The organism is Treponema saccharophilum DSM 2985 (assembly GCF_000255555.1).
Classification (GTDB): Bacteria; Spirochaetota; Spirochaetia; order Treponematales; family Treponemataceae; genus Treponema_D; species Treponema_D saccharophilum.
Genome location: NZ_AGRW01000035.1, coordinates 1 through 23,047, shown reverse-complemented (window position 1 = coordinate 23,047; position 23,047 = coordinate 1). Strand labels below are relative to the sequence as shown.

Genomic DNA, 23,047 nt, shown 5'->3' with positions numbered 1-23,047 from the left:
CGCCGACCTATTTCTGGTTCGTGAGCTTTATGTTCACGTATTTTGCGGGGTCCACGACATCGGAGCCGATGTGTATTTCGTAATGGAGGTGCGGTCCTGTCGAAAGTCCCGTGTTCCCGATTGTCCCGATGACATCCCTTTGGCTGACGAACTGACCTTTCTTTACCTTGATTGTCGCCATGTGGCAGTACCGCGTGTACATTCCGTGCTTGTGCTTTATGATTACGTAGTTTCCGAATCCGGAATCGTACGCGACCGTTACGACCTGGCCGTTCGCCGTCGCCATGATTCCGTCGCCCTGCCTGTATGTGGAGATGTCCAGCCCTTTGTGGATGTACCAGACGCCCGTAATCGGATGCCTGTTCTGCCCGAACTGCTGCGAGATATGCCCGATTCCGCCCTTTATCGGCCAGATGTTCGGGATGTCGGTGAAAAGCGTCTCCTGGCTTTCGAGCATCTTTCCGATTTGCTCAATCGGCTGGATTGCGCTCTCAAGATAAGACGAAAGCTGCTTCATGTCGGCGACTTCCTTCGTCGTTCCGGAAACAGTCTCCTGCGTGTCGAAAAGTGAATTCAAGTCGCTGCTGGAATTCGAATTCTTCGCGACGTTTTTTGATTGGTTGAACTGGTTGAGGCCGAGGAGCGAAAGCGTCTGCGATAGTGATGATTTGAATCTCTTCGCGGACTGGAGGACGTTGTTGTTCTCGTCGCGCAGCTCGTCAAAACTTGCGAGAAGCTCACGGTTTTCCTTTGTCGCGCGCGCAAGCTCGTCCCGTATCCCCGAATCCTGACGCTTAAAATAGATAAAAGATGCGACGATTCCGATTATGAGCAGGATTCCGAACACCAGCGCAAATGCATTTGTCTGGAAATTCACGACCTTCCCCTTTGAGTGTGGGACGACCATGATTGTCAGCTTGCTGTCGCATGCGTGGAAAAATTTCAGGATGCCTTTTCCGAGCAGCCCAAATCCCCGCTGGACAAAACCTATGAGCGAGGAAACCGCATTTTTCTCAAGTCTTTTATAATGACGTGCTTTTGCCAATCTAGTGTTCTCCGAAACATTTTATTCTATCATGCCGTTTGAAACAGTGTCAAACTACACGAAGCTTCCGGAACAAGCGCATCATAAAAAATCGCCGGATGGAAAACGAAAGGCAAATCAGACGGCGGTTTTCCCCGCTTCGTTTTGATTAAACCTGTTCGGAAACTACAGTTTCAGAGCAAGTCTATTATAACGCGCTTTCTCCCGTTGCCAACAAATAAGCCTTTCCGGCAACTTTTTGCCGCCCGGCTTCGATATGACACCGTTTGCATAAAACATCGGCGGGAACCGTGTTTTTCTCCTGAAAAAAAAGCAGCGCTTTCCTTAATTTGACATATAAATTTTCTTGTGCTATCTTTCATGTCGCATATCGACCGAATTTTGGTCTTATTCTTACCTTTTTTTGTCATTTTTTTATTTGGAAGAAAGCAATGCAATTTTTCGATACTCATGCGCACATAGGGCTCATAAACGAGAACCCTATTGAGGAGATGCGCGTTGTCCAGCAAGCAAAGCGGGTTGGGGTGACGCGCATCGTAAGCATCAACAACAGCCTTCGGGATTTCAAGAAGGTCTATCCCGTTCTCAAGAATGTTTCCGGCGTTTACCACGCTGTCGGAGTCGCGCCAGTCGAGGTCACGAATCCGGGAAAAGACTGGATTGGGATAATCGAGTCAAGCGCAAAGCTGCCGAATGTCGTCGCGATAGGCGAGACGGGGCTTGACTACTACAAGCAGTTCGGCGACAAGCGGAGCCAGATTGAGCTTTTCATCACCCAGCTTGAGATTGCCAGAAGGTTCGACCTTCCCGTGATAATCCACAACAGGAACGCCGGAAAGGATGTCCTCAACATCCTCAAGGAGAAGATTCCTCCTGCGGGCGCAATTCTCCACTGCTACGACGAGAACGCCGCGTACGCGCTCGAATGCCTCGATGCCGGGCTTGACGTCTATTTCTCTTTTGCGGGAAACCTGACGTACAAGAACGCGCGGAATCTTCACGAGACGGTGATGAACATCCCGCGCGAGCGTATGCTCCTCGAGACGGAAAGCCCGTTCATGATTCCCGCGCAGGTGAAGGAGAAGAAGCGCTCGATGCCGGAATACATCGTCTACACCGCGAAATTCCTCGCGGAGATGCTCGACTCGCCGCTTGAGGAAATCGCGGAGCAGGTATGGAAGAACAGCTGCCGGATTTTCCGCCTTCCCGAGTGAGCGGCTCCGGAAACTTCCTGTACGGAATTTCCGTTCGGGTCTGCATCAGGCGGAGATTTTCAATGTGACGGATGCCCGTGGATTTTTCCATGCGCATCATTTGTATATTTATGGAAAACAACGAGAAAAAATCGCTTTATCATCCCGTCAGAATCGGTTCGCTTGAGCTTGGCGGGAATATTTTCCTCGCGCCTGTCGCCGGATATTCCGACAGGGCGTTCCGCTCGATATGCTTTGAGTGCGGCGCTGATTTCGCCTACACGGAGATGGTCAGCGCGGAGGCTTTGACGAGGAACAACAAGAAGACGGAAATCCTCATGCGCCGCGCCCCAAACGAGAAGGCGTACGCCGTGCAGATTTTCGGCGGGACTCCGGACGTCATGGCGGACGCCGCGAAAATCGTCATCGAAAAGACGGACGCGGAGTGCATCGACATAAACTGCGGCTGCCCCGTTCCAAAAATAGTGAAGACGGGAGCCGGAAGCGCGCTTACGCGTGACCCCGACCGGTTGTATTCCGTCGTCCGCGCAGTCGTCCGCTCCGTTTCCGAATCTGCGCGCGCCGCTGTTCCCGTCACGGTAAAAATCCGCTCGGGCTGGGATTCCGAGAGCATAACGTGGAGGGAGGCTGCCGAAGCCGCTCTCTCGGCAGGCGCCGCGGCAATCACCATCCACGGGCGGACAAAGGCGCAGGGCTACGAGGGAAAAGCCGACTGGGGAATACTTGCCGAGCTGAAGAAACTCGTCGACGGGAAAACGGGCGGTACTGTTCCCGTGTTCGGCTCGGGTGATGCGTTCTCGCCCGAGGACGCGAAGAGAATGCTTGAGACGACGGGATGCGACGGTGTGATGTTCGCGCGCGGTGCGATGGGAAATCCGTTCATATTCACACGGACGAAACATCTGCTCGTCGATGGGACTGACATCGACGTTCCCGTCGAGGAGCGAATCCGCGCCGGGTTCCGCGAGCTTTCCCTTCTCGTCGAGGATATCGGGGAGGAGGCCGCCTGCCGGGAATCCCGCAAGCGGTTCTGCGCCTACACGAAGGGAATTGACGGCGGTGCTGCCCTCAGAAAGCAGATTGTCGCATCTTCGACGGTCGAGGAGTACCGGGCCGTTTTCGGAAAATATCTTTAGCATTGAAAACCCGCTCCGGAATGTTGTGTCCGGGCGGATTTTTTTTACAGTTTTCAGAATCTGTTTTTTGAACTAAAATAAACCCATGAGTTTCATTCAGACGCTGACAGAAATATTGGAATCTATTTTTAAGGCTGGCTCTCCTGAAGTAAAGAAGCGGCAGGAAATCCGTCGCATTGAAAGCGAGTTGCGCAACCGCCAGCCTTCGATATACAAGAACGAAATGCTCCAGCCCAATTTTGCGGAGCTGTTCAGGATTCTTTACGAGAACACGAAGCCTGTCGAGGAAATTCTCAGGACGACGGCCTGCAGCGATGACCTTCAGCAGAATGGACGGTACGAATATCAGCTTATATTGACCGGATTTCCGGATGAGACTCAGAAAAAACTCGAGCAGCTGAGCTACGAGAGCAGAAAGCGGCTTGTCGAGGAATCGGGCGACGACATCGCGAAGACGTTCGAGATGCAGCGGCGGTCGTTCGGCGAGCTTTTGAAGAGCGTCCACAGCGTCGAATTCAGGAAAATCGACGAGACGCTTTCAAAGGTCACGCAGCTTTCCGATATATGCCGCTTCAACTACATGAACATAATTCACGCGTTCGACCCGAACTTCGACGGGATATCGTCGCAGACGCTCGGCAACGTGAAGTTGGTAAAGCCGTCGTCAATCGGCTCGTATCTTCAGGATTTCTACTATCTTACGTCCAATTTCTCGCTCAATTCGTCTGTCGCGCGCGCCGTAATCGCGCTCCGGAAAGTCAGGCACGGGAATTCCATCAGCGAGAGCGAGAAGGCGTCCCTGATGGAGAACTTCCAGAAAATCAACACCGTCCTGACGACGCTCCTCGATTCGGAGACTCTCCGGAAAATCATCTGCCTCGCGTACAACGACCCCGCCCACAAGCCGAAAACAGCTTCGTACACTTCGAACGCGGTCAAGCGCTTTCTCGAATTTGTTCAGGGGCGGTACGATTCCGACGAGCAGCGCATAAAGACGGAGATAAAGGACTATACGATTTCCTTCGAGCTGAAGGAGCTTTTCGGGGAGATTCCGCTTCTCTCGCTAAAATATTACGATTCGGAGACGAACGACCTTCTGCGGAAGAACACGCCGTACTCTCTCGCGTGGATAACGCCGCTCCAGACGATGAAGACGTTCCTCAGCACGTATTACACGGAGGAAGTCCGCACGATTCTGAGCAATATCGAGCTTGAGGGATTCTTCAACGACGCGGCGCTTAAATCGAACTACGCTGCCTCGATAAGCGCGTGTGCCGAGACTGCCGGAAGAATAGAGGCGTTCGAGAATTCGTTTGAGCGCGGGCAGCCGAACGACATTGCGAACGTGAACGGGCTTGTCGAGGACAGCCGCCGCGATGCCGATTTCCTCAAGAAGCTCGGCCCCCTCGTGGACAACATAAACAATCAGGCGCACAAGATAATCCAGGAGGAGTCGAAGAATTTCTATTCGCTCTACAGGCAGATTTCCGAGATAATCCTCGATTCAAAGAAGTCTAAGCCGGCAATGATTTCCAACATAAAAGTTCTCGTCACTTCGCCGAGAAACAGGGACGGAGCCGGGCTTCTTGAGCAGCAGCACGGTGCGTGGAAAAGTTTCCTCAAGATAATGAAGAACTACGCTATTATCGGGGAGCTGGACGATGGGAACGAATAACAGACTGATGTTCAACGACATCTCGTTCGGGAAACCGAATCCCGACTGCGACAACCTTGCGTGCAAGGGATACGTCGATGTGTGCGAGAAGCGCATCTACGATTTGCAGCAGCTCCTCGAAGTCGCGCAGATGCTCTGCTCCACGCTGGAATTCAAGCGGCTCATCCAGTCCGTCCTCGACAGCTGCACGGCGCAGTTTCTCGTTTTGAGCGCTGGCGTTTTTCTCCGCGATACGATTGATTCCGATTCGTTCAATCTCGGCGGAAACTACACCGGGTTCGACATCGAGTCGGGCGATAAATTCAAAATCCACGAGGACAGCCCGCTAATCGAATTCCTCGAAAAGAACGGCGGCGTCTATTCTCCGGCGGAGCTGCGCGGAAAACTCATGGCATTTCTTCCCGAACGCGAGCGCGCCGACGCGGAAAACGACATCTGCCTTCTCGAATCGCTCAGCACGTCGCTCGTCGTTCCGCTTATACAAAGCGGGCATCTTGAGGGCGTCCTCGTTTTCGGCGAGAAAATCGACATCGGCACGGACGGCGGGAAAAGTTCGGGGTATTACAGCGAATACGACAAGGAGCAGATTCTCGTCATGTCGTCGCTGGCGGCAATTGCAATCAACAATGCCGCCCTCGTCGAGCGCTCGTCCACGGACATGATGACGCACCTCAAATTCAAGTTCTATTTCTTCAATATACTTTCCGACAAGATGAACCTTGCGGTTCGCGGCGGCGAGTCGAAAATCTGCGTTCTTATGTTCGACATCGATTTCTTCAAGAAATTCAACGACAATTACGGCCATGCGTGCGGCGATTACGTCCTGCAGACGGTCGCGTCCATCATCCGCTCGAACATCCGCGACACGGACATGGCGTCGCGGTACGGCGGCGAGGAATTCACCGTGATGCTCGACAGGACGGGCGGCGAAGAAGCGATGAATGTCGCCGAGAGAATCCGCAAGAAAATCGAGGAATACGATTTCTGCTACGACGGAATGAACGTGCGCGTGACGATTTCCGCGGGTGTCGCCGAATTCAATCCGGCGCGCGACGGGGGAATTTCCCCGAAAATGCTCGTCGATTCGGCGGACAAGGCGCTGTACATGTCTAAGCGCAACGGACGGAACCGCGTCACTTTTGCGGACTCCTCGGTTATCGACGCGGACAGCCAGCCCGAGCGGTAGCGTTGCGGATTTTCGGTTCGGCATGCCGGAATCGGCATCGCATTTCAATAGGACCGTTCGGAAATTTCAGGTTCCGGGCAAATTCAATGGTTTTAGGGTGGGGGACGCATGGCTTCTGAGATTCTTTCGCGGATTCGAAGACCGTTCAGGTATTCTTTCAAAAACGCGACGCTTTCGATAATCGCGATAAACGCGGTTGTTTATTTCCTCTTCAATTTTACGAATCTGATTCCCGTCGGCGAGGATTATTTTTCGATAAATGTCGTAGGGTTCGTTTTTCATCAGTGTTTCTGGCAGCCGCTTACGTACATGTTCATGCACGGGAACATCCAGCATCTGTTCTTCAATATGCTCGGCCTTCTTTTTTTCGGAATGCAGGTCGAGCGGGCGCTCGGCTCGAAGGAATTCGTGATGATGTATCTCGTCGTCGGCGTTCTGTCCGGGCTTTTTTCCGTCGGGGTGTATTACGCGCTCGGCGCCTACATGATTTCGCAGGGAATGTATCCGTACACGTATCTGGTGTCGCTTGTCGGTGCGAGCGGCGCAATATACGGAATTCTTCTCGCGTATGCCGTGATTTTCCCGCGCTCGAGGATTTTCGTGTGGTTCGTCATTCCCGTTCCGGCCCCGATTCTCGTAATCGCGTACGCCGTAATCGAATTCGTGAGCCAGTTTACCGGCGGCTCGAATGTCGCGCATCAGACGCACCTTGCGGGATTCGCGTTCGCGTTCCTCTACATGCTCGTGAGGATGGGCGTGAACCCGATTCGCGTGTGGCGTGACGTTTTTCGGCGCTGACTTTTCCGGCGCGGGCAAAACGCCGAAATTTAAAACGATGGCACATTCCGCAAAGAAAAAAATCATATTCGCGCTCTCTGTCCTTTTTCTCTCGCGCGTTTTTGCGTCCGACGTGACGCAGGAACGCCTCGTCCGCTTCTCGCTTTGGGCTCAGATGGACGTCTATCCGGGATATTTCGAGGGCGACACCGCGTCGGAATCAGTCCGGGAAATGAACAGGCAGAACGACGGCGACGACGTCTATTCCGTTCCCGTCAGAAAAATCCGCGAGGTCGCCCCATTTTTCGTCGGGGGAATGGTATACGGATGGAAATTCGAGTATACGCCTTACGACAAGGCGCGCGGGGTCGAGGAATTCTTCGAGTTCAGCCCAGTGTTCGGACTTTCCGACGCCGACAAGGAGCGCATACGGTATGCGAAACCGTGGGTAAAGGACGACGTGCTTTCCGCGTGGGTGGAATTCCCGCGCACGGAGGAGCAGATGCACTTCTACTATTTCTGGCGCTCCGTCATCCATCCGCGTGTCAGCGGAATCGGGTACGCGCCGCTTTCCGACGGTTTCGACGGCATAAAAAGCGCGAGCGAGGAGGCGCTTCGGAACGCCGTCCGCGAATATGCGCGGAAGAAAATCAAGACGAAGCCGAAGCTTGTGTCCGGAACGGTGCTCATCTCGGAGCCTGCGCTGATTGGCATAGACGCCGGGCGGTACCGCGTTTCCCTTGATTTTTTTATGGAAACAGATAGAATACTCGAATACAAGACATTTTAAAAACGATGGAGGATATATATATGAAGAAGTTTTTGGCGATCGCTGTATCGCTTTTGTTTTCGTTCGGAATAGCGTTCGCGGCTGATACGGATTCGGCACCCGCGCAGGATTCGCTCACACGGACTATCGTTCCTGAAAACCAGCATGTCGAAAACAAGACTGCAAGCGTTCGTCTCGAATACACTCCTCTTACGGACGAGGTTATCGCATATTACAAAGTTCTGGCAGTTTCTTACGACCCAGGCGAGGCGATGAATGCGATTCTCGAATGTCTCAATGATTTCAAAATGCAGAATCAGTACGACAGCTACAAGCATCTTCACAAATACAACGTCAAGTATTTCAAGGATGAGAACGGTCTGAGATGGGCTGAGCACCGCGAGTGGGTCAAGTTCAACAGCAGCAGGCTCGCTTACTAGTTCCCGCATCAGGTCGATTCGTCTGTCATCAAAAATGGAAGCCGGCTTCTTAAAAAGGGGCTGGCTTTCGATGTTTTTAGGCGAATGCGAAAGATAAAAACAAACAATAGGAGTAAATAAATGGACATCCAGAGCATAATCAAAAATCTTCACCCGCTCGAAATCAAGGTTCTCCTGAAATACGGGCAGAACGACGAGCTTTCTTCCGAGAAACTTCAGAAGGAGCTCGGCTACAAGGAAGGACACGCGAACCAGGCTTTCTCGTGGCTTGGCGGAAAAAATCTCCTTTCCGTGACGAGCAGGACCCCGCACACGTTCTATGAGATAACGGATTTGGGGCGCGATTATGCGAAAAACGGAACGCCGGACGAGAGAATCATCGAATTCGTGAAGGCGAACGGCGCGAAGACGCTTCCCGAGATTGCGGCGGGTACCGGTCTTGAGCAGAAGGATGTCGGTTCCGGGTTCGGGCAGCTTTCGAAGGACGGCGTCCTCAAGATGAATGCCGAGAAGAAGGCCGAGTATACGGGCGCGGAAATCCCCGCGAGAATAAAGATTGCGCGCGAGCTTTTCGTCAGGGCGAGCGGCACCGAGAACGGGCAGATTGATGCGGCGACTCTCAGCGACGAGGAGAAGAGCGTCATCGGCGCATTCGCAAAGAAACGCGGCGCCGCGGATTCTCCGTTCAAAATCATCGAGCGCGAAACTGTCCTCTACAAGCTTTCCGAGCATTTCAAGGAAGTCGTCTCCGCCCTCAAAAACGCGGGAATCACGGGCAACGAAATCGGCGAGCTTACCCCAAAAATGCTCGCTTCGGGCGAATGGAAGAACGGAACGTTCCGCGGATACAACATCTCGATTCCGCCGGCGCGCATCATTCCCGGCCGCACAAATCCGTATGTGCAGTTCCTCGAGCACGTGAAGGACAAGCTCTGCTCGCTCGGCTTCCAGGAATACGACGGCCCACTCGTTGAGACGGAATTCTGGAACGGGGACGCGCTTTTCATGCCGCAGTTCCATGCCGCGCGCGATATCCACGACGTGTACCGCATCAAGAACCCGACACACGCGAAGGAAATCGAGGAGCCGTGGCTCACGAACGTCGCGAACACGCACAAGAATGGCGGGAATACGGGAAGCCGCGGATGGAATTACGATTTCGACCACGAATTCACGAGGCGGCTCGTCCTCCGCTCGCAGGGAACCGTCCTTTCCGCGCATCAGCTCCACAAGGCGGAGATTCCGGGAAAATATTTCGGAATCGCGCGCTGTTTCCGCTACGACAAGGTGGACGCGACGCATCTTTCCGACTTCTATCAGACAGAGGGAATCATCGCCGGGGAGGACGTGAATCTCCGCACGCTTCTCGGAATGCTTGAGATGTTCGCGCGTGAGGTTGCGGGCGCGACGGAAGTGAAATACGTTCCCGGCTACTTCCCGTTCACGGAGCCGTCCGTCGAGGTGCATATCAAGCATCCCGTCCTCGGCTGGTTCGAGCTTGGCGGCGCGGGAATCTTCCGCCCCGAGGTCACGAAGGCGCAGGGAATCGACGTTCCCGTCCTCGCGTGGGGAATGGGAATCGACCGCATGGCGCTCATGGCGCTCGGTTTGAACGACCTCCGCGAGCTGTTCAGCGAGAACATCGAGGAAGTCCGCCTCAGAAAAGCGAAATTCTAGAATGAACCGCGTCTTGCGGTTTTCCGTCAGAGTGCCCGCATCCGTGCGGGCATTTTTTTGCGCTCTGCCCGGATTTCCGTCGTCATTCCGGACTCGTTTCGGAATCTATATACAATCTATATATGGATGCGGAAACAGGATTGCCGGAAAATCCTGTTAGGCATGACAAAAATGAATCGACTTTTTTATGCTGGAGCACCCGTTTTCCATGTGGACCCCGCGCAAATTCCGCTTAAAAAAAAGAAAGGGGCGAAAGCCCCTTTCTTTTTCATGGTTCCGTGCTTTTACAGTCTCGCGACGGCCGATTTAAGCGCGTCGGCTTTGTCGGTCTTCTCCCACGGGAATCCTTCGCGTCCGAAGTGCCCGTAGCTTGCGGTCTTCCTGTATTCGATTCCGCGGAGGTTGAGCGTCTTCTCGATTCCGGCGGGCGTGCAGTCGAATACTTCCTTTACCGCGGCGGAGATTTTCGCGTCGTCGGCTGTTCCCGTGCCGAACGTGTCCACGTTCACGGAAACGGGGAAGGGAACTCCGATTGCGTATGCGAGCTGAACTTCAGCGCGCTCGGCAAGCCCCGATGCGACGATGTTCTTCGCGATGTATCTCGCCATGTAGGCTGCGGAGCGGTCCACTTTGCTCGGGTCTTTTCCGCTGAACGCGCCGCCGCCGTGGCGTCCCATTCCGCCGTACGTGTCGACGATAATCTTGCGCCCCGTCAGCCCCGCGTCTCCGTCCGGGCCTCCCGTGATGAATTTTCCGGTCGGGTTGATGAAATACTTCGTGTTCGCGTCGAGAAGCCCCGTTTCGGAAAGAACTGGATTGATGATTTCTTCCTTTATCGTGCGCTCGATTTCCTCGTGGCTGATTCCGTCGTCGTGCTGATGCGAGACGACAACGGCGTCGATGCGGACGGGTTTCTTTCCGTCGTACTCGACCGTGACCTGCGATTTTGAGTCCGGGCGGAGCCATTTGATTTTCCCGCTTTTGCGGAGTTCCGTCGCCTTGAGAAGAAGCTTGTGCGCGTAGACAATCGGCGTCGGCATGAGCTCCGGCGTCTCGTTGCACGCGAACCCGAACATGAGCCCTTGGTCGCCGGCTCCCTGCTGGCCTTTGAATTCATCGAGTCCTGTTCCGGCGACTCCCTGGTTGATGTCCGCCGACTGCGCGTGGATTTTGTTCACGAATTCGAACGTGTCCGCGTTGAGCCCGAACGATTCGCTCGTGTATCCGATGTCGCGGGCGACGCTCCGTGCGATTTTCTCTGCGTTCTCGGCGATTTTCCTCGCGTTCTCCTTCGCGTCGGCACCGTAGAATCCGATTTCCCCTCCGACGAGGACGAAATTCGTCGTCGCGAACGTCTCGCAGGCGACATGCGCGTTCTTGTCGAGCGAAAGCGCGTAGTCGAGGATTGCGTCGGAAATCTGGTCGCAAAGCTTGTCGGGGTGTCCCTCTCCGACTGATTCAGATGTGAAAAGATGTGTTTTTGATAAGACAGCTGCCATAATGCACGCTCCTTTTTAGCATGTTTCTTGCCTCTCCATACGGAAAAGCACCCGACCGCAATTTGGATAAAACGACGGGATAGGGTATGTCAACAGACTAGAATATAGTCCTTCATATGCATTTAGGCAACACATTAAGGTTTTTCGGCTCGATAAAGAGAAAAAATCGCTTTTGGTCGTTGCGGCGGCTTTTTTGCCGGATTCCGATTGCGCGCGTTTTCCGTTGTTCTGCGCGGGTTTTCTTCAATTTTTCAAATAAATCGACGAATCGTATCGGCGCGTGATGACGGAAAATTCATAAAATGCGCGAAATTTGCAGTTATTGTAAAACTTTTTCCGACACGATTTTCCGAAACTGAAAATTCTCTTGTTTTTCGTCGGATATATTTGTATACTTCGTAACAAAAAAACGAAAAGACAAAAAAACGACGTTTTTTCGGTAGTTGAAAAAAGGGGGTATATACATATGGCTTTGAAGAAATCTTTTTCAAAAGATGGCAAAACATGCAAAGTGACATTCACTGTTACGGCTGAGGCTGCGCAGGGAGCCGAGAGCATCTCTATTGCAGGCGACTTCAACAGCTGGTCATCGACGGCGACTCCGCTTACAAAAAAGCGCGATGGTTCATTCTCCGTACAGATTCCGCTTGAGGTCGGGAAGGAATATCAGTTCCGCTATCTTTTGGATGGAAGCCGCTGGGAAAACGATTGGAATGCCGACAAATATATTCCGGCACCTTTCAGCTCGACGGACAATTCTGTCGTCGTCTGCTCGAAATAATTTTGTTTGCGATTTTGAAAAGTCCCGCCTCCGAGCGGGATTTTTTTTGTCCCGGCGGATTTTCAGCAAAATATGCACATAACGAACGTTTTTGAGCAAATTCTGTACAGATATTTTTTCGGCACGGGGCTATTATTTTGCGCATGGAAAAGGATATTCAGACGATTGAGGGGCGCGGCGCGAAGCCGCTGTTCGACAGGGCGTATCTTTTCAGATTGATTCTTCCGCTCGTCGCGGAGCAGTTTCTTGCGATGACGATTGGCGCGTGCGACACGCTGATGGTGTCGTCAATCGGGGAGGCGGGCGTGTCCGGAGTTTCCCTTGTCGACCAGTTCAGCCAGCTTATGATACAGCTTTTTGCGGCGTTCGCGACGGGAGGTGCCGTCGTCAGCTCTCAATACCTCGGGCACGGTTCTCCGGACAACGCGCGCATGGCGGCGAAGCAGCTTTTCAATGTCGCGGGATTTATCGCGGTCGCGCTTGTCGTCATCTGCCTTCCGCTGCGGAAACCGATTCTCGGGCTGCTTTACGGGAAATCGGAGGCGGACGTCATGAAAAACGCGCTCGACTATTTCGTCTGGATTCTCGTTTCGTTCCCGTTCCTCGCGATATACAATTCGTCTGCTGCTCTTTTCCGCTCGATGGGGAATTCGAAAATCAGCCTCAAAGTCAGCATGGTGATGAATTTCATAAACATCTCGGGGAACGCCGTCTTCATCTACGGCGCGGGAATCGGGGTGAACGGCGCGGGGCTTGCGACGCTTTTGAGCCGGGCGGTTGCCGCGTGCGTGATGCTTTTTCTTTTGGGGAACAGGAACAACGAGATTTACATCGACAAATTCTGGAAAGTCGAGGTGAATTTTCCGATGATTCGGAGAATTCTCACCGTCGGCATTCCGAGCGGAATCGAGAATTCCGTCTTCCATATCGGAAAGATTCTCGTCCAGTCGTTCATGTCGGGGTTCGGTACGGTGGCGATTGCCGCGAACGCGATTTCGAACACGATTGCGAGCTTCTCGAACATTCCCGGAAGCTCGATAGGGCTCGGCTGCGTGACGATTATCGGGCGGTGCATCGGCGCGGGTGAGAAAGGCCAGGCGAAGTCGTACGGAAAAAAGCTGATGCAGGTTGCCTACGTCGCGATGTTCTGCACGAGCATGGCTATTTTCATCCTTGCGCCCGTCCTCGTCCGCGCGTTCAACCTTTCCGACGAGTCCGCGCGCCTCGCTTCCGGCGTTATCAGGACGTGCATGTGCGCGAACGTCCTCCTCTGGCCGATGTCGTTCACGATGCCGAACATCCTCCGCGCTGCGGGGGACGCGAAATTCACGATGGTCGTCAGCAACATCTCTATGTGGGCGTTCCGCGTGCTGTTCAGCTTCCTCATCTCGTCGTTCATAATCGCGCGGAATCCGGGAAGCACCCATCTTGCGCTTTACGGCGTCTGGTTCGGGATGTACCTCGACTGGATTTTCCGCGGCTCGCTTTTCTTCGCGCGGTTCTGCCGCGGAAAGTGGCTCGACAAGAAAGTGATATGAGGAAAAAATAGCGACTTTATTGCGCTTTATTTTGGCTTTTTTTTCTCGAATTCCTAATTTATAATTTAGGAATCATGCAAAACCTTTATTTCGACTTGAAGAAACTCGACAACGCTTGCCGTGACGCGTACGGTCTCACGGAAGAGATAATGATGGAGAATGCTGCCGCGGCATTGGAAAAAGAAATCAGGGCGCACGGTGGGTTCTGCGGCGAGCGGAACCGTGTTCTCATACTGTGCGGCGGCGGCGACAACGGGGCTGACGGATACGCGCTGGCAAGGCGGATTCGGATTTACTATGACGTCGTCGTGTTCGAATGCGTTCCGGCAAAAAGCGGGCTTTGCAAACTTCAGAAGGAGCGGGCTGAGAAGTGCGGCACCAGGATTTTCAGCCTGTTCGACTTCACGCTTGAATTCGTGGAGTCCGCCGCCGTCATCGTCGATTGCGTTTTCGGAAGCGGATTCCACGGCGAGCTTCCCGAGAACGTGCAGATTATCCTGAACGACGCGAGCAACGTCGATGCGTTCAGGATTGCCTGCGACATTCCGAGCGGAATCGATTCGTGCGGGACCGTTTCCCGCGGCACGTTCCGCGCTGACGTCACCGTTACGATGGGCGCGCTCAAGCTTTCGCTTTTCCAGGATTCGGCAAAGGATTTCGTCGGGGATGTCGTCTGCGCTGACCTCGGTGTCGGCCGCCGCCTCTACGAAAATTCGAGCAACACGTCGCTGAAAGTCGCGAGCCTTCTTGAGGAAAGCGACATGATTCTCCCGAAAAGAAAAAAATGCCTCGTGAACAAGGGCGATTTCGGACATGCGGTCGTCGCGCTTGGGGAAAAGCGCGGGGCGGCAATCCTCGCGTCGTCCGCAGCGCTCCGGTTCGGGGCGGGGCAGGTCACCATCGTCGGCGATGAGGGAACTGATTTCTCGTTCGTGCCGCCGGAAATTATGAGCTCGACTGAATTGCCGGAAAAGACGACGGCAGTCGCGTTCGGGATGGGCATGGGGCGCGGCGCGGATGCCGAGGCGAAAATAGCCCGGTATTTCGACTACCTCTCCGCCCACAAGGATGTTGCCTGCGTTATCGATGCGGACGCGCTTCTTTCCCCGCGGCTTCCGTCATTCCTTTCGGAAAGAAGCCGCAAGGTCGTCCTCACCCCGCATCCCAAGGAATTCCAGGTTGTCCTGAGGTCGTGTGGGTTCGGCGAGCATTCCGTGTCGGACTGCGTGACGAAGAAGAATGAGCTTATCGAGGAATTCTGCAAGAAATATCCGAAATGCGTGCTCCTCGTGAAAGGCGCGAACCCGATGATAGGATATTTTGACGGCAGGAAATACAATCTCTACGTGAATCCGTTCGGAATGCCCTGCCTCGCGAAAGCCGGAAGCGGGGACGTCCTTTCCGGGCTTGTCGTCGCGCTCCTCGCGCAGAAGTACAAGACGGTCGATGCCGCCGGAAGCGCGTCGCTCGCGCATGCGCTCGCCAGCCGGAAAGTCGAATGCGACTATGCGATGGTTCCGTCCGACATAATCGAGAACGTTTCCCGTCTCTGAGCGCTTGCCGCGGGGGTTTTTCAGGGCGTCATTTTTTCTGTAGAATCGTGGAAAAAAAACGTTTGGGGAATGAAAAATGGATGCAGTCATATACAATGCGCGTCTTGTTGATGCCGACATCGACTCCGAGGGCGCGGTTTTCTGCAGGGACGGAATTATCTGTTCCGTGCATATGGGTTCTTTCAGGAGACGGAGCGATGCGGAGAAACTCGCCGCCGTCGTCGGGATTCCACGCGGGAATTTTATAGACGCGGAAGGGCTTGCGCTCATGCCGTCTTTCGTGGACATGCACGCGCATTTCCGCTATCCGGGGCAGACGCAGAAAGAGGATATCGATTCTGCGCTCGCCGCTGCGGAGAACGGCGGATTCGGAACGCTCGTCCTCATGCCGAACACGAATCCTGTCGTCTCGTCGTCGTCGCTCGCAAAATCGATAATGAAAGAATGCTCGGAGAAATCCCGCGCGACGGTTTTTCAGACGGTCAGCATAACGAAGGATTTCGGCGGAACGGACACGTCTGCAATCGACGATTTGAGCAGGGATGAATTTCCGGTGATAAGCGAGGACGGGCACGATGTTGCCTCCGCCGCCGTCATGCTTGAGGCGATGGAGAAAGCCGGGAAGAAGGGAATCGTCGTCGCGTGCCATTGCGAGGATGTGGAGCTTGCGAAAGCAGCCCGTCCGTTCAGGCAGGCGGCGCTCCGCCTTATGGCTGACAACGGAATTCCCGCGGGAATATTCGACGAAATTCCCGGTTCCGTCCCTGAATCCGTCGTGTCGGAAATCGACGGGAACCTTTCGCGCGCGAATTCGCTTCTTGCGCTTGCCGAGGATGCCGCGACGGAGCGGAACCTTGAGATTGGCGCGCTCGCGCATTGTCACGTCCACATCTGCCATTGCTCCACAAAAACGAGCATGGATGCCGTGCGGAACGCGAAGGCGCGGGGAATCGACTGCTCCGTCGAGGTCACGCCGCACCATCTTTCCCTTGTGGGGACGGAAGAGCCGAATATCCGCGCGCTCGTGAATCCTCCTCTTCGGAGCGTGGAAGACAGGCGCGCGTTGATTGAGGCGCTGCGCGACGGGACGGCGGACTGCATCGGAACAGACCACGCCCCGCACACGATGGAGGACAAAGCCGCCGGCTCCCCTGGGTTCACCGGTCTTGAGACGGCTTTTGCCGCCTGCCATACGGTTCTGTGCGCGGAGGAGGGATTCTCCCTTTCACGGCTGTCGGAACTTATGAGCGCGAATCCCGCCGCGATTCTCGGCTTGAAGTCGGGGCGGCTCCGTCCCGGATTTGCGGCTTCGTTCTCGCTTGTCGATACGCGCGAGGAGTGGATTGTCCGCGCCGCGGAATTCAAGTCAAAGGGAAAATCGACGCCGCTCGAAGGGAAGAAGCTCGTCGGCCGCGTCAAGCGCATGATTTACTGCTGAGCTTCGTGAGTTCCGATTCCGCCCTTTTGTTTTCGAGTCGGAATCGGGATTTTTTTTCGGTCGTCCGGAAGTTTCGGAAAAAGCCGTATTCCGCGATGGGAAAACTGCTTTCGGCACCACAAAAAAATGATGTTTTCGCGCGGGAACTGATATAATTTCCCCCATGAAAAACGAGAAATATCTTTCGATTCTAGCACGGCAATATCCGTCGGAGCAGTCGGTCATAACGGAGATTGTGAACCTTCAGGCGATACTCGCTCTGCCGAAGGGCACGGAGCATTTCCTCACGGACATTCACGGGGAATTCCAGCAGTTCAGCCATGTTTTGCGGAACGGCTCCGGCTCGATACGGACGAAAATAGAGGAGGTTTTCGGCAACACGGAAACGTCGTCCGTAAAACGCGCGCTCGCGACATTGATTTACTACCCGAAGGAGAAACTTGAGATTGTCAGACAGTCCGAGGAGGATTTGGACGACTGGTACACCGTCACGCTCCACCGTCTCGTTGCGATGCTCCGCCGCGTATCGTCGAAATACACGCGCTCGAAAGTCCACAAGGCGATGCCCGAGGATTTCTCCTACGTAATCGAGGAGCTCATAACGGAGAAGGAAGAAATCAAGGACAAGCAGGCGTACTACAATTCCATAATCAGCACCGTCATACGCATCGGGGCGGCGGAGCAGCTTATCGTCGCGCTCTGCAACATGATTCAGCGGCTCGTCATCGACCACCTTCACATAATCGGCGACATTTTCGACCGGGGGCCGGGACCGCATCTCATCCTCGATTCGATTCTGAACTACCATTCGCTCGACATACAATGGGGAAACCACGACATCGTCTGGATGGGCGCCGCCGCCGGAAGCAAGGTGTGCATCGCGAATGTCGTCAGGCTCTGCGCGCGGTACAACAATCTCGACGTCCTTGAGGAAGGTTACGGGATAAACCTTACGCCGCTCGTCACCTTCTGCATGAGCGCATACGGGAAAATGGACAGGAACGCCGTCCACCGCGCGATTCTCCTGATTCAGCTCAAGCTCGAAGCTGAACTGATTCGCGAGAATCCCGAATTCGGGATGGAGCACCGTCTCGTCCTGGACAAAATCGATTTCGAAAAGAAGACCGTGAACATCGGCGGAAAGGAATGGAGGCTCAACGTGGGCGATTTTTCCGCCGACATGCCGACTGTTGACCCCGCGAATCCGGAAAAACTTTCCGACGACGAGGAGCGCGTCATGAACAGGCTCGTCTATTCGTTCACGCATTGCGAGAAGCTCCAGCGCCATGTCCGTTTCCTTTTCGCGAAGGGAAGCCTCTACAAGGTTTTCAACGGGAACCTGCTGTACCACGGCTGCATGCCGCTCGATTCCGACGGAAAATTCCTTCCGGTCGATGTGTACGGAAAAACCGTCAGCGGAAAGCGCCTTTACGACGAGCTTGAGGTCTGGGTTCGCAAGGGGTATTTCGCAAAAAGCGGCTCCGAGGAAAAAAGGCGCGGCGAGAACATAATGTGGTATTTGTGGACGGGGCCGAAATCGCCGCTGTTCGGGAAGGAGAAGATGGCGTGCTTCGAGAGCATGTTCATAGACGACAAGGAGGCGCGGTGCGAGCGGAAGAACCGCTACTACGACGAGCTTGAGGACGAGGCGACCGTGAATTCGATTCTCCGCGAATTCGGTCTGGACGAAAAGACCGCCCATATAATAAACGGCCACGTCCCGCAGGAAGTGAAGAAAGGCGATTCTCCGATAAAATGCGGCGGGAAGCTGCTTATCATCGACGGCGGATTTTCGGCGGCGTACCACGAAAAAACGGGAATTGCCGGATACACGCTCGTGTGCAACAGCTATGGGATGCGCCTCGTCGTCCACGAGAAATTCACGAGCTGCGAGCAGATGATTGCCACCGATTCCGACATCGTTTCCGACACGATTCAGGTCGAGCGTTTCCCGAACAGGCGGCACGTTCGCGACACCGACCGCGGCTCCGAGCTTGAGGAGCAGATTGCCGAGCTTGAGGAGCTTCTCTGCGCGTACAGAAAAGGGGTCCGGTTTTCCTGTCCTTGACACGGGAAAACAAACCGTTTTGAATAGACCCGTTTTATACCCTCGGTTCGGAGTTGAGATGCAGTACACAAATGTTTTCGTCGTTTTGTTTTTTGTCGGAGCGTTCCTTGATGCGGCAATCCATCTGTCGCTCGGGTTCATCGACTATTCGTTCAGGAAAAAGCACGGGATGGAAATCCCGCCGGAAGTCGGCGCGTCTGTCGACAAGGAGACTCTTTCCCGGACGTGCGCCTATGAGGACGCCAAGCACTTTTTCTCGGTTCCCGAAATACTCGTCTCGCTCGCTCTCAAAGTGTATCTTGCCGCCAGCGGGTTCTATCCTGCCGTTTTCGAGACGGTCTTCACCTGGACGGGGAGCGCGTTTTTCGTGAACGTGCTTTTCCTGCTGTTCATTTCCGTTCCCGACGCGATTGTCGGAATTCCGTTCAGCCTGTACCGCGTTTTCGGAATCGAAAAGAAATTCGGGTTCTGCAAGCAGACGTTCGGCATGTGGATTGTGGACGCGGTGAAGGAGGCGGTCGTCTCCGCCGTGCTCGCGCTTCCGCTTGTCGCCGTCGCCGGGTTCTTGTTCCGCGTTGCGCCGTCGTCGTGGTGGATTTTTCTTGCGGCGGCGTACATCGCGTTCAGCCTTGCCGTTTCCGTAATCTATCCCGTTTTCATCGCGCCGCTTTTCAACAAATTCACGCCGCTTGAGGACGGCGAGCTGAAATCGCGCCTCGATTCGCTTCTTGCGCGCTGTCATTTCCGCTCGGGCGGGCTTTTTGTGATGGACGCGTCGCGCCGCTCCGGGCATTCTAACGCGTATTTCACGGGATTCGGAAAGACGAAGCGCGTCGTTCTGTACGATACGCTTATCGAGCAGCTCACGCCCGCCGAAATCGAAGCCGTTCTCGGGCACGAGCTCGGGCATTTCAAGAAGCACCACATAATACGGCGTATGCTCGTCGTGATTCCCGTCGTCTTTGCCGCGCTTTTTGTCGTGAGCCTCGCGCTACGCTATCCGCCGCTGTACGAAGGATTCGGTTTTTCCGTGATGAAGGAGGCAGGCGGGGAGGTGAGCCACCGCATGATGATGGCGGGACTCGTCCTTTTCGGAATCGTCTTCTCGGGATTTTCCCCGCTTGCCGGCGTCGTGCTGAATTTCTTCAGCCGCCGCGACGAATTCCAGGCCGATGCGTTCAGCGCGGAAGTGTGCGGCGGGTGCGAGGAGCTCGTATCCGCGCTCGTCAAGCTCAACAAGGAAAACCTCAGCGAGATTCAGGTCCCGAAAATCTATTCGGTTTTCCATTACAATCATCCGCCCCTTCTTGAGCGAATCCGCGCGCTCCGGGAAAAGAAGCGGTAGTCGGCAGTGGTGCGGGAAAATTCAGTTCTGGACGCGCCCCTCGATTTTGAAATGCTCCATCGCCGCGAAAAATCCCGGGCGAAGCTCATCAAGCTCAAGGCTGTGCTTTCCGTTGACGAGGACGGACGCGGAGCTTTCCTTGAAAAGCGAGTCGAACATCGATTTGAAATTCCGTTCCGCGCCGTTGTGGAAAAGGTCGTCCTGCCTCCCGAAAATCCCGAACGCGTTCGGAACGACAAGCCACCGCTCAAGCTCGCGCCATTTTTCGATTACGCTTTCCGGAACAAAAACGTTTTCACCCGTGTCGAAATTCTTTAGCAGCGGAATTTCGGCTGAAGGAAGAAGGCACGGGTTTATCGCGATTTTTTTGAGCGGAAGCCTGCATTGAAGCGCGTAGAATCCGCCGAGCGAGGCGCCCGCAATAATCCGTATGTCGTTGTCGCGGCACAGTCGCTCGATTTCGCCCTGCGTTTTTTCGACATTGGTGTGCAGCTCCCTGAACTGATGCGTCAGGACGTTTATCCCGAATCCTTCCGCGAGGCTTTTGAGCGCCACGTACGTTCCGCCCTGCGATTTTCCGTTGAACCCGTGGATGTAAAGCAAATTGATTTTCTTTTCGTTCATGACAATAGTATGCGCGATTTTTTCCGTTCGTCCAATCGTGGAAAGAGGAAAGAGGAAAGAGGAAAGAGGAAAGAGGAAAGAGGAAAGAGGAAAGAGGAAAGAGGAAAGAGGAAAGAGGAAAGAGGAAAGAGGAAAGAGGAAAGAGGAAAGAGGAAAGAGGGCGCGCGCATAAAAAAAAGCCCACCGTTTTGGCGAGCCTTTTTCCAAAAAAATCTGAGTGAGACTGACACGATTCGAACGTGCGACCTCCACCTCCGCAGGGTGGCGCTCTAATCCAGCTGAGCTACAATCTCATGCATCGGAGGCGACAGGAGTCGAACCTGCCCGGCTCTTACGAGACCGACGGATTAGCAATCCGTTGTAATACCGCTATACGACGCCTCCTTTCTTCCGGAAACCGGAAAGAAAGCGGAGCGAGTAGGATTTGAACCCACGATACCTTGCGGTATGCCGGTTTTCAAGACCGGTGCAATCGACCTCTCTGCCATCGCTCCAAACAAAATGCTTGGTGAATATACGATTTTTAAAAAAAAGTGTCAATAGCCCTCTTTTTGTTGCGTTCGTTTTCCGCTTTTTTTGCCATCCGCCCGCATCCATGAAGGTGAAAGCGGTCAGATAAAAGCAATTTTTTCAGTTACGAAAACTCCGAACGCGCACCGGCGCACGCTTGCTCCGACAAAGCCGAATTAGGAACGCGCACCGGTATGCCTGCAGCCTCTTCGGGCACGGAAGGTGCGCTTCACGCACCGGCGCACGCTTGCTCCGACAAAGCCGAATTGGGAACGCGCACCGGTATGCCTGCAGCCCCCTCGGGCACGGAAGGTGCGCTTCACGCACCGGCGCACGCTTGCTCCGACAAAACCGAATTAGGAACGCGCACCGGTATGCAAGCGCTTATGCAAGGAAGAGTGTTCCTGTTGCGGTTCCGTTCACGAGGTTGTCGAGGATATTTTCCCTGCCGCCGTTCGCAAGAAGAAGGGGAATGCCGTAGACGACTGTTTTTTCGGCAGCCTGAATTTTTGTCTCGATTCCGCCCGTGCCAAAACTGTTTGTTCCGCCTATTTTTATCGATTTCCGCAGTTCGGAAATATCCGCCACTGTCTCGACAAGCTGCGCGTTCGGGTTCGTTTTTGGATTGTCGGTGTATATTCCGTCGATGTCGCTGAAAAGGATGAGGAGGTCCGCGCTCCAGAGAATCGCCGTCAGCGCGGAAAGGTTGTCGTTGTCGCCTATCGCGAATTCGTCCGTCGAGACAGAATCGTTCTCGTTGATGATGGGGACGGCGCCTTCATCGACGAGCGTGAAAATCGTGTTCCGTATGTTGAGCGAGCGGTGGTTGTCCTCGAAATCGTCCTTCGTGAAAAGAAGCTGCCCGATGTGGATGTCGAATTCGCCGAACGCCTTCCGCCATTGCGCCATCAGCTCGACTTGCCCGATTGCCGCGAGCGCCTGCCTGAAATGCACGTCCTTTTTCCGTGCCCATTCCTTGAGCGTCGAGACTCCGGAAACCTGCGCCCCCGATGAGACGACGACGACGCTTTTTCCCGCGTCAATCAGGTTCCTGCATTGCCGTGCGAATGACTGCATGAATTCCGTGTTCTGCGTTCCGTCCGCTTTAGCGAGCGTGTTCGACCCGATTTTTATGACGATTTTTCTCGCTTCGGCGAGAGTCTGCTGTATCGTTGAATTTACCGACATTTTTCTTTCCTTGCGGCATTTTCGCCGCAAAGAAACTATACCCGATTTTGTGTGTCTTGCCACGGCGCACGCTTTGTTTTACGAGCGTTTATCGTTGTTTATCGGAGCGTGCGCCCACGGAACATGCGAGTGGCGCATGTTCCGCGCCCTGTTGAAGTGGAGGCGGAACGCTTTGTTTTGCTGGCGTTTATCACTGTTTCTCGGAGCGTGCGCCCACGGAACATGCGAGGGGCGCATGTTCCGCGCCCTGTTGAAGTGGAGGCGGAACGCTTTGTTTTACGAGCGTTTGTCGTTGTTTATCGGAGCGTGCGCCCGCAGCACCCCGCTTTTGCGTGGTGTGCGCCTTTTGGGGTGAGTGCGGAACGCTTTGTTTTGCTAGCGTTTATCGTTGTTTATCGGAGCGTGCGCCCACGGAACATGCGGGGGGGCGCATGTTCCGCGTCTTTTTTTGTGAGTGCGGAACGCTTTGTTTTGCTAGCGTTTATCGTTGTTTATCGGAGCGTGCGCCCACGGAACATGCGAGGGGGGCGCACGCTATGTTTTGCTAGCGTTTATCATTTTTTGCTCGTAGCGTGCGCCCGCAG

Annotated in this window: 19 protein-coding genes and 3 tRNA genes; 15 read left to right on the top strand and 7 right to left on the bottom strand. The window is 54.3% G+C overall.

Going from position 1 to position 23,047, the window contains the following annotated elements:
* Positions 1 to 7 precede the first annotated feature (7 nt).
* On the bottom strand, positions 8 to 1,045 hold the full coding sequence (locus tag TRESADRAFT_RS02755; protein ID WP_002702630.1) for a M23 family metallopeptidase: 1,038 nt from the start codon (positions 1,043 to 1,045) through the stop codon (positions 8 to 10).
* 431 nt (positions 1,046 to 1,476) lie between these two features.
* Between TRESADRAFT_RS02755 and TRESADRAFT_RS02750 the strand changes: the two genes are divergently transcribed.
* The 8 genes from TRESADRAFT_RS02750 (at position 1,477) to pheS (ending at position 9,919) form a co-directional block, all read left to right on the top strand.
* Positions 1,477 to 2,259: a TatD family hydrolase gene (locus TRESADRAFT_RS02750; protein WP_002702629.1), complete on the top strand. Its 783-nt coding sequence runs from the start codon at positions 1,477 to 1,479 to the stop codon at positions 2,257 to 2,259.
* 110 nt (positions 2,260 to 2,369) lie between these two features.
* Positions 2,370 to 3,395, top strand: coding sequence for a tRNA dihydrouridine synthase DusB (dusB, locus tag TRESADRAFT_RS02745; RefSeq protein ID WP_040842189.1), 1,026 nt, complete (start codon positions 2,370 to 2,372; stop codon positions 3,393 to 3,395).
* Between the two features lie 85 nt (positions 3,396 to 3,480).
* Complete coding sequence (locus TRESADRAFT_RS02740) at positions 3,481 to 5,070, top strand: DUF5312 family protein (protein ID WP_002702627.1); 1,590 nt, start codon at positions 3,481 to 3,483, stop codon at positions 5,068 to 5,070.
* On the top strand, positions 5,057 to 6,256 hold the full coding sequence (gene dgcA, locus TRESADRAFT_RS02735) for a diguanylate cyclase DgcA (protein WP_002702626.1): 1,200 nt from the start codon (positions 5,057 to 5,059) through the stop codon (positions 6,254 to 6,256). Before TRESADRAFT_RS02740 ends, dgcA begins: the two co-directional genes overlap by 14 nt.
* A gap of 108 nt (positions 6,257 to 6,364) precedes the next feature.
* Positions 6,365 to 7,054 (top strand): rhomboid family intramembrane serine protease, encoded by a 690-nt coding sequence (locus tag TRESADRAFT_RS02730; RefSeq protein WP_002702625.1) that lies wholly within the window; start codon positions 6,365 to 6,367, stop codon positions 7,052 to 7,054.
* Positions 7,055 to 7,091: 37 nt separating this feature from the next.
* Entirely contained in the window at positions 7,092 to 7,823 is a 732-nt protein-coding gene (locus tag TRESADRAFT_RS02725) for a hypothetical protein (protein ID WP_002702624.1), read from the top strand.
* Positions 7,824 to 7,843: 20 nt separating this feature from the next.
* The gene (locus TRESADRAFT_RS02720; protein ID WP_002702622.1) at positions 7,844 to 8,242 is read left to right on the top strand and encodes a hypothetical protein; all 399 of its coding nucleotides are present in this window, start codon (positions 7,844 to 7,846) and stop codon (positions 8,240 to 8,242) included.
* 120 nt (positions 8,243 to 8,362) lie between these two features.
* Positions 8,363 to 9,919 carry a phenylalanine--tRNA ligase subunit alpha gene (gene pheS / locus TRESADRAFT_RS02715; RefSeq protein ID WP_002702620.1) on the top strand — a complete coding sequence of 519 codons (1,557 nt, stop codon included), beginning with the start codon at positions 8,363 to 8,365 and terminating at the stop codon, positions 9,917 to 9,919.
* A 284-nt stretch (positions 9,920 to 10,203) separates the two neighbouring features.
* On the opposite strand, the gene metK is transcribed toward pheS, so the two are convergent.
* Positions 10,204 to 11,418, bottom strand: a complete 1,215-nt coding sequence (gene metK, locus TRESADRAFT_RS02710) for a methionine adenosyltransferase (RefSeq protein WP_002702619.1) — start codon at positions 11,416 to 11,418, stop codon at positions 10,204 to 10,206.
* A gap of 466 nt (positions 11,419 to 11,884) precedes the next feature.
* Between metK and TRESADRAFT_RS02705 the strand changes: the two genes are divergently transcribed.
* The 6 genes from TRESADRAFT_RS02705 (at position 11,885) to TRESADRAFT_RS02680 (ending at position 20,141) form a co-directional block, all read left to right on the top strand.
* Entirely contained in the window at positions 11,885 to 12,199 is a 315-nt protein-coding gene (locus tag TRESADRAFT_RS02705) for an isoamylase early set domain-containing protein (protein WP_002702618.1), read from the top strand.
* A gap of 143 nt (positions 12,200 to 12,342) precedes the next feature.
* Entirely contained in the window at positions 12,343 to 13,737 is a 1,395-nt protein-coding gene (locus TRESADRAFT_RS02700) for an MATE family efflux transporter (protein ID WP_002702616.1), read from the top strand.
* A 74-nt stretch (positions 13,738 to 13,811) separates the two neighbouring features.
* The gene (locus tag TRESADRAFT_RS02695; protein WP_002702608.1) at positions 13,812 to 15,290 is read left to right on the top strand and encodes a bifunctional ADP-dependent NAD(P)H-hydrate dehydratase/NAD(P)H-hydrate epimerase; all 1,479 of its coding nucleotides are present in this window, start codon (positions 13,812 to 13,814) and stop codon (positions 15,288 to 15,290) included.
* Between the two features lie 76 nt (positions 15,291 to 15,366).
* The gene (locus TRESADRAFT_RS02690; protein ID WP_002702606.1) at positions 15,367 to 16,728 is read left to right on the top strand and encodes a dihydroorotase; all 1,362 of its coding nucleotides are present in this window, start codon (positions 15,367 to 15,369) and stop codon (positions 16,726 to 16,728) included.
* Positions 16,729 to 16,891: 163 nt separating this feature from the next.
* Entirely contained in the window at positions 16,892 to 18,796 is a 1,905-nt protein-coding gene (locus TRESADRAFT_RS02685) for a fructose-bisphosphatase class III (protein ID WP_002702604.1), read from the top strand.
* 58 nt (positions 18,797 to 18,854) lie between these two features.
* Positions 18,855 to 20,141 (top strand): M48 family metallopeptidase, encoded by a 1,287-nt coding sequence (locus TRESADRAFT_RS02680; protein WP_002702602.1) that lies wholly within the window; start codon positions 18,855 to 18,857, stop codon positions 20,139 to 20,141.
* Positions 20,142 to 20,162: 21 nt separating this feature from the next.
* Here the strand turns inward: TRESADRAFT_RS02680 and TRESADRAFT_RS02675 are convergent, their stop codons facing one another.
* Complete coding sequence (locus tag TRESADRAFT_RS02675) at positions 20,163 to 20,765, bottom strand: YqiA/YcfP family alpha/beta fold hydrolase (protein ID WP_002702599.1); 603 nt, start codon at positions 20,763 to 20,765, stop codon at positions 20,163 to 20,165.
* On the opposite strand from TRESADRAFT_RS02675, the gene TRESADRAFT_RS16180 reads away from it, so the two are divergent.
* The gene (locus tag TRESADRAFT_RS16180; RefSeq protein ID WP_159100021.1) at positions 20,764 to 20,937 is read left to right on the top strand and encodes a hypothetical protein; all 174 of its coding nucleotides are present in this window, start codon (positions 20,764 to 20,766) and stop codon (positions 20,935 to 20,937) included. The two genes, TRESADRAFT_RS02675 and TRESADRAFT_RS16180, sit on opposite strands and share 2 nt — an antisense overlap.
* Positions 20,938 to 20,983: 46 nt before the next feature.
* On the opposite strand, the gene TRESADRAFT_RS02665 is transcribed toward TRESADRAFT_RS16180, so the two are convergent.
* The 4 genes from TRESADRAFT_RS02665 to proB all read right to left on the bottom strand — a co-directional run bounded on the left by TRESADRAFT_RS02665 (position 20,984) and on the right by proB (position 22,463).
* A tRNA-Arg gene (locus TRESADRAFT_RS02665) sits at positions 20,984 to 21,058 on the bottom strand.
* A 6-nt stretch (positions 21,059 to 21,064) separates the two neighbouring features.
* Positions 21,065 to 21,149: transfer RNA gene (locus tag TRESADRAFT_RS02660), tRNA-Ser, on the bottom strand.
* Between the two features lie 25 nt (positions 21,150 to 21,174).
* Positions 21,175 to 21,259: transfer RNA gene (locus TRESADRAFT_RS02655), tRNA-Ser, on the bottom strand.
* 400 nt (positions 21,260 to 21,659) lie between these two features.
* On the bottom strand, positions 21,660 to 22,463 hold the full coding sequence (gene proB, locus TRESADRAFT_RS02650) for a glutamate 5-kinase (protein ID WP_002702597.1): 804 nt from the start codon (positions 22,461 to 22,463) through the stop codon (positions 21,660 to 21,662).
* Positions 22,464 to 23,047: the final 584 nt, after the last annotated feature.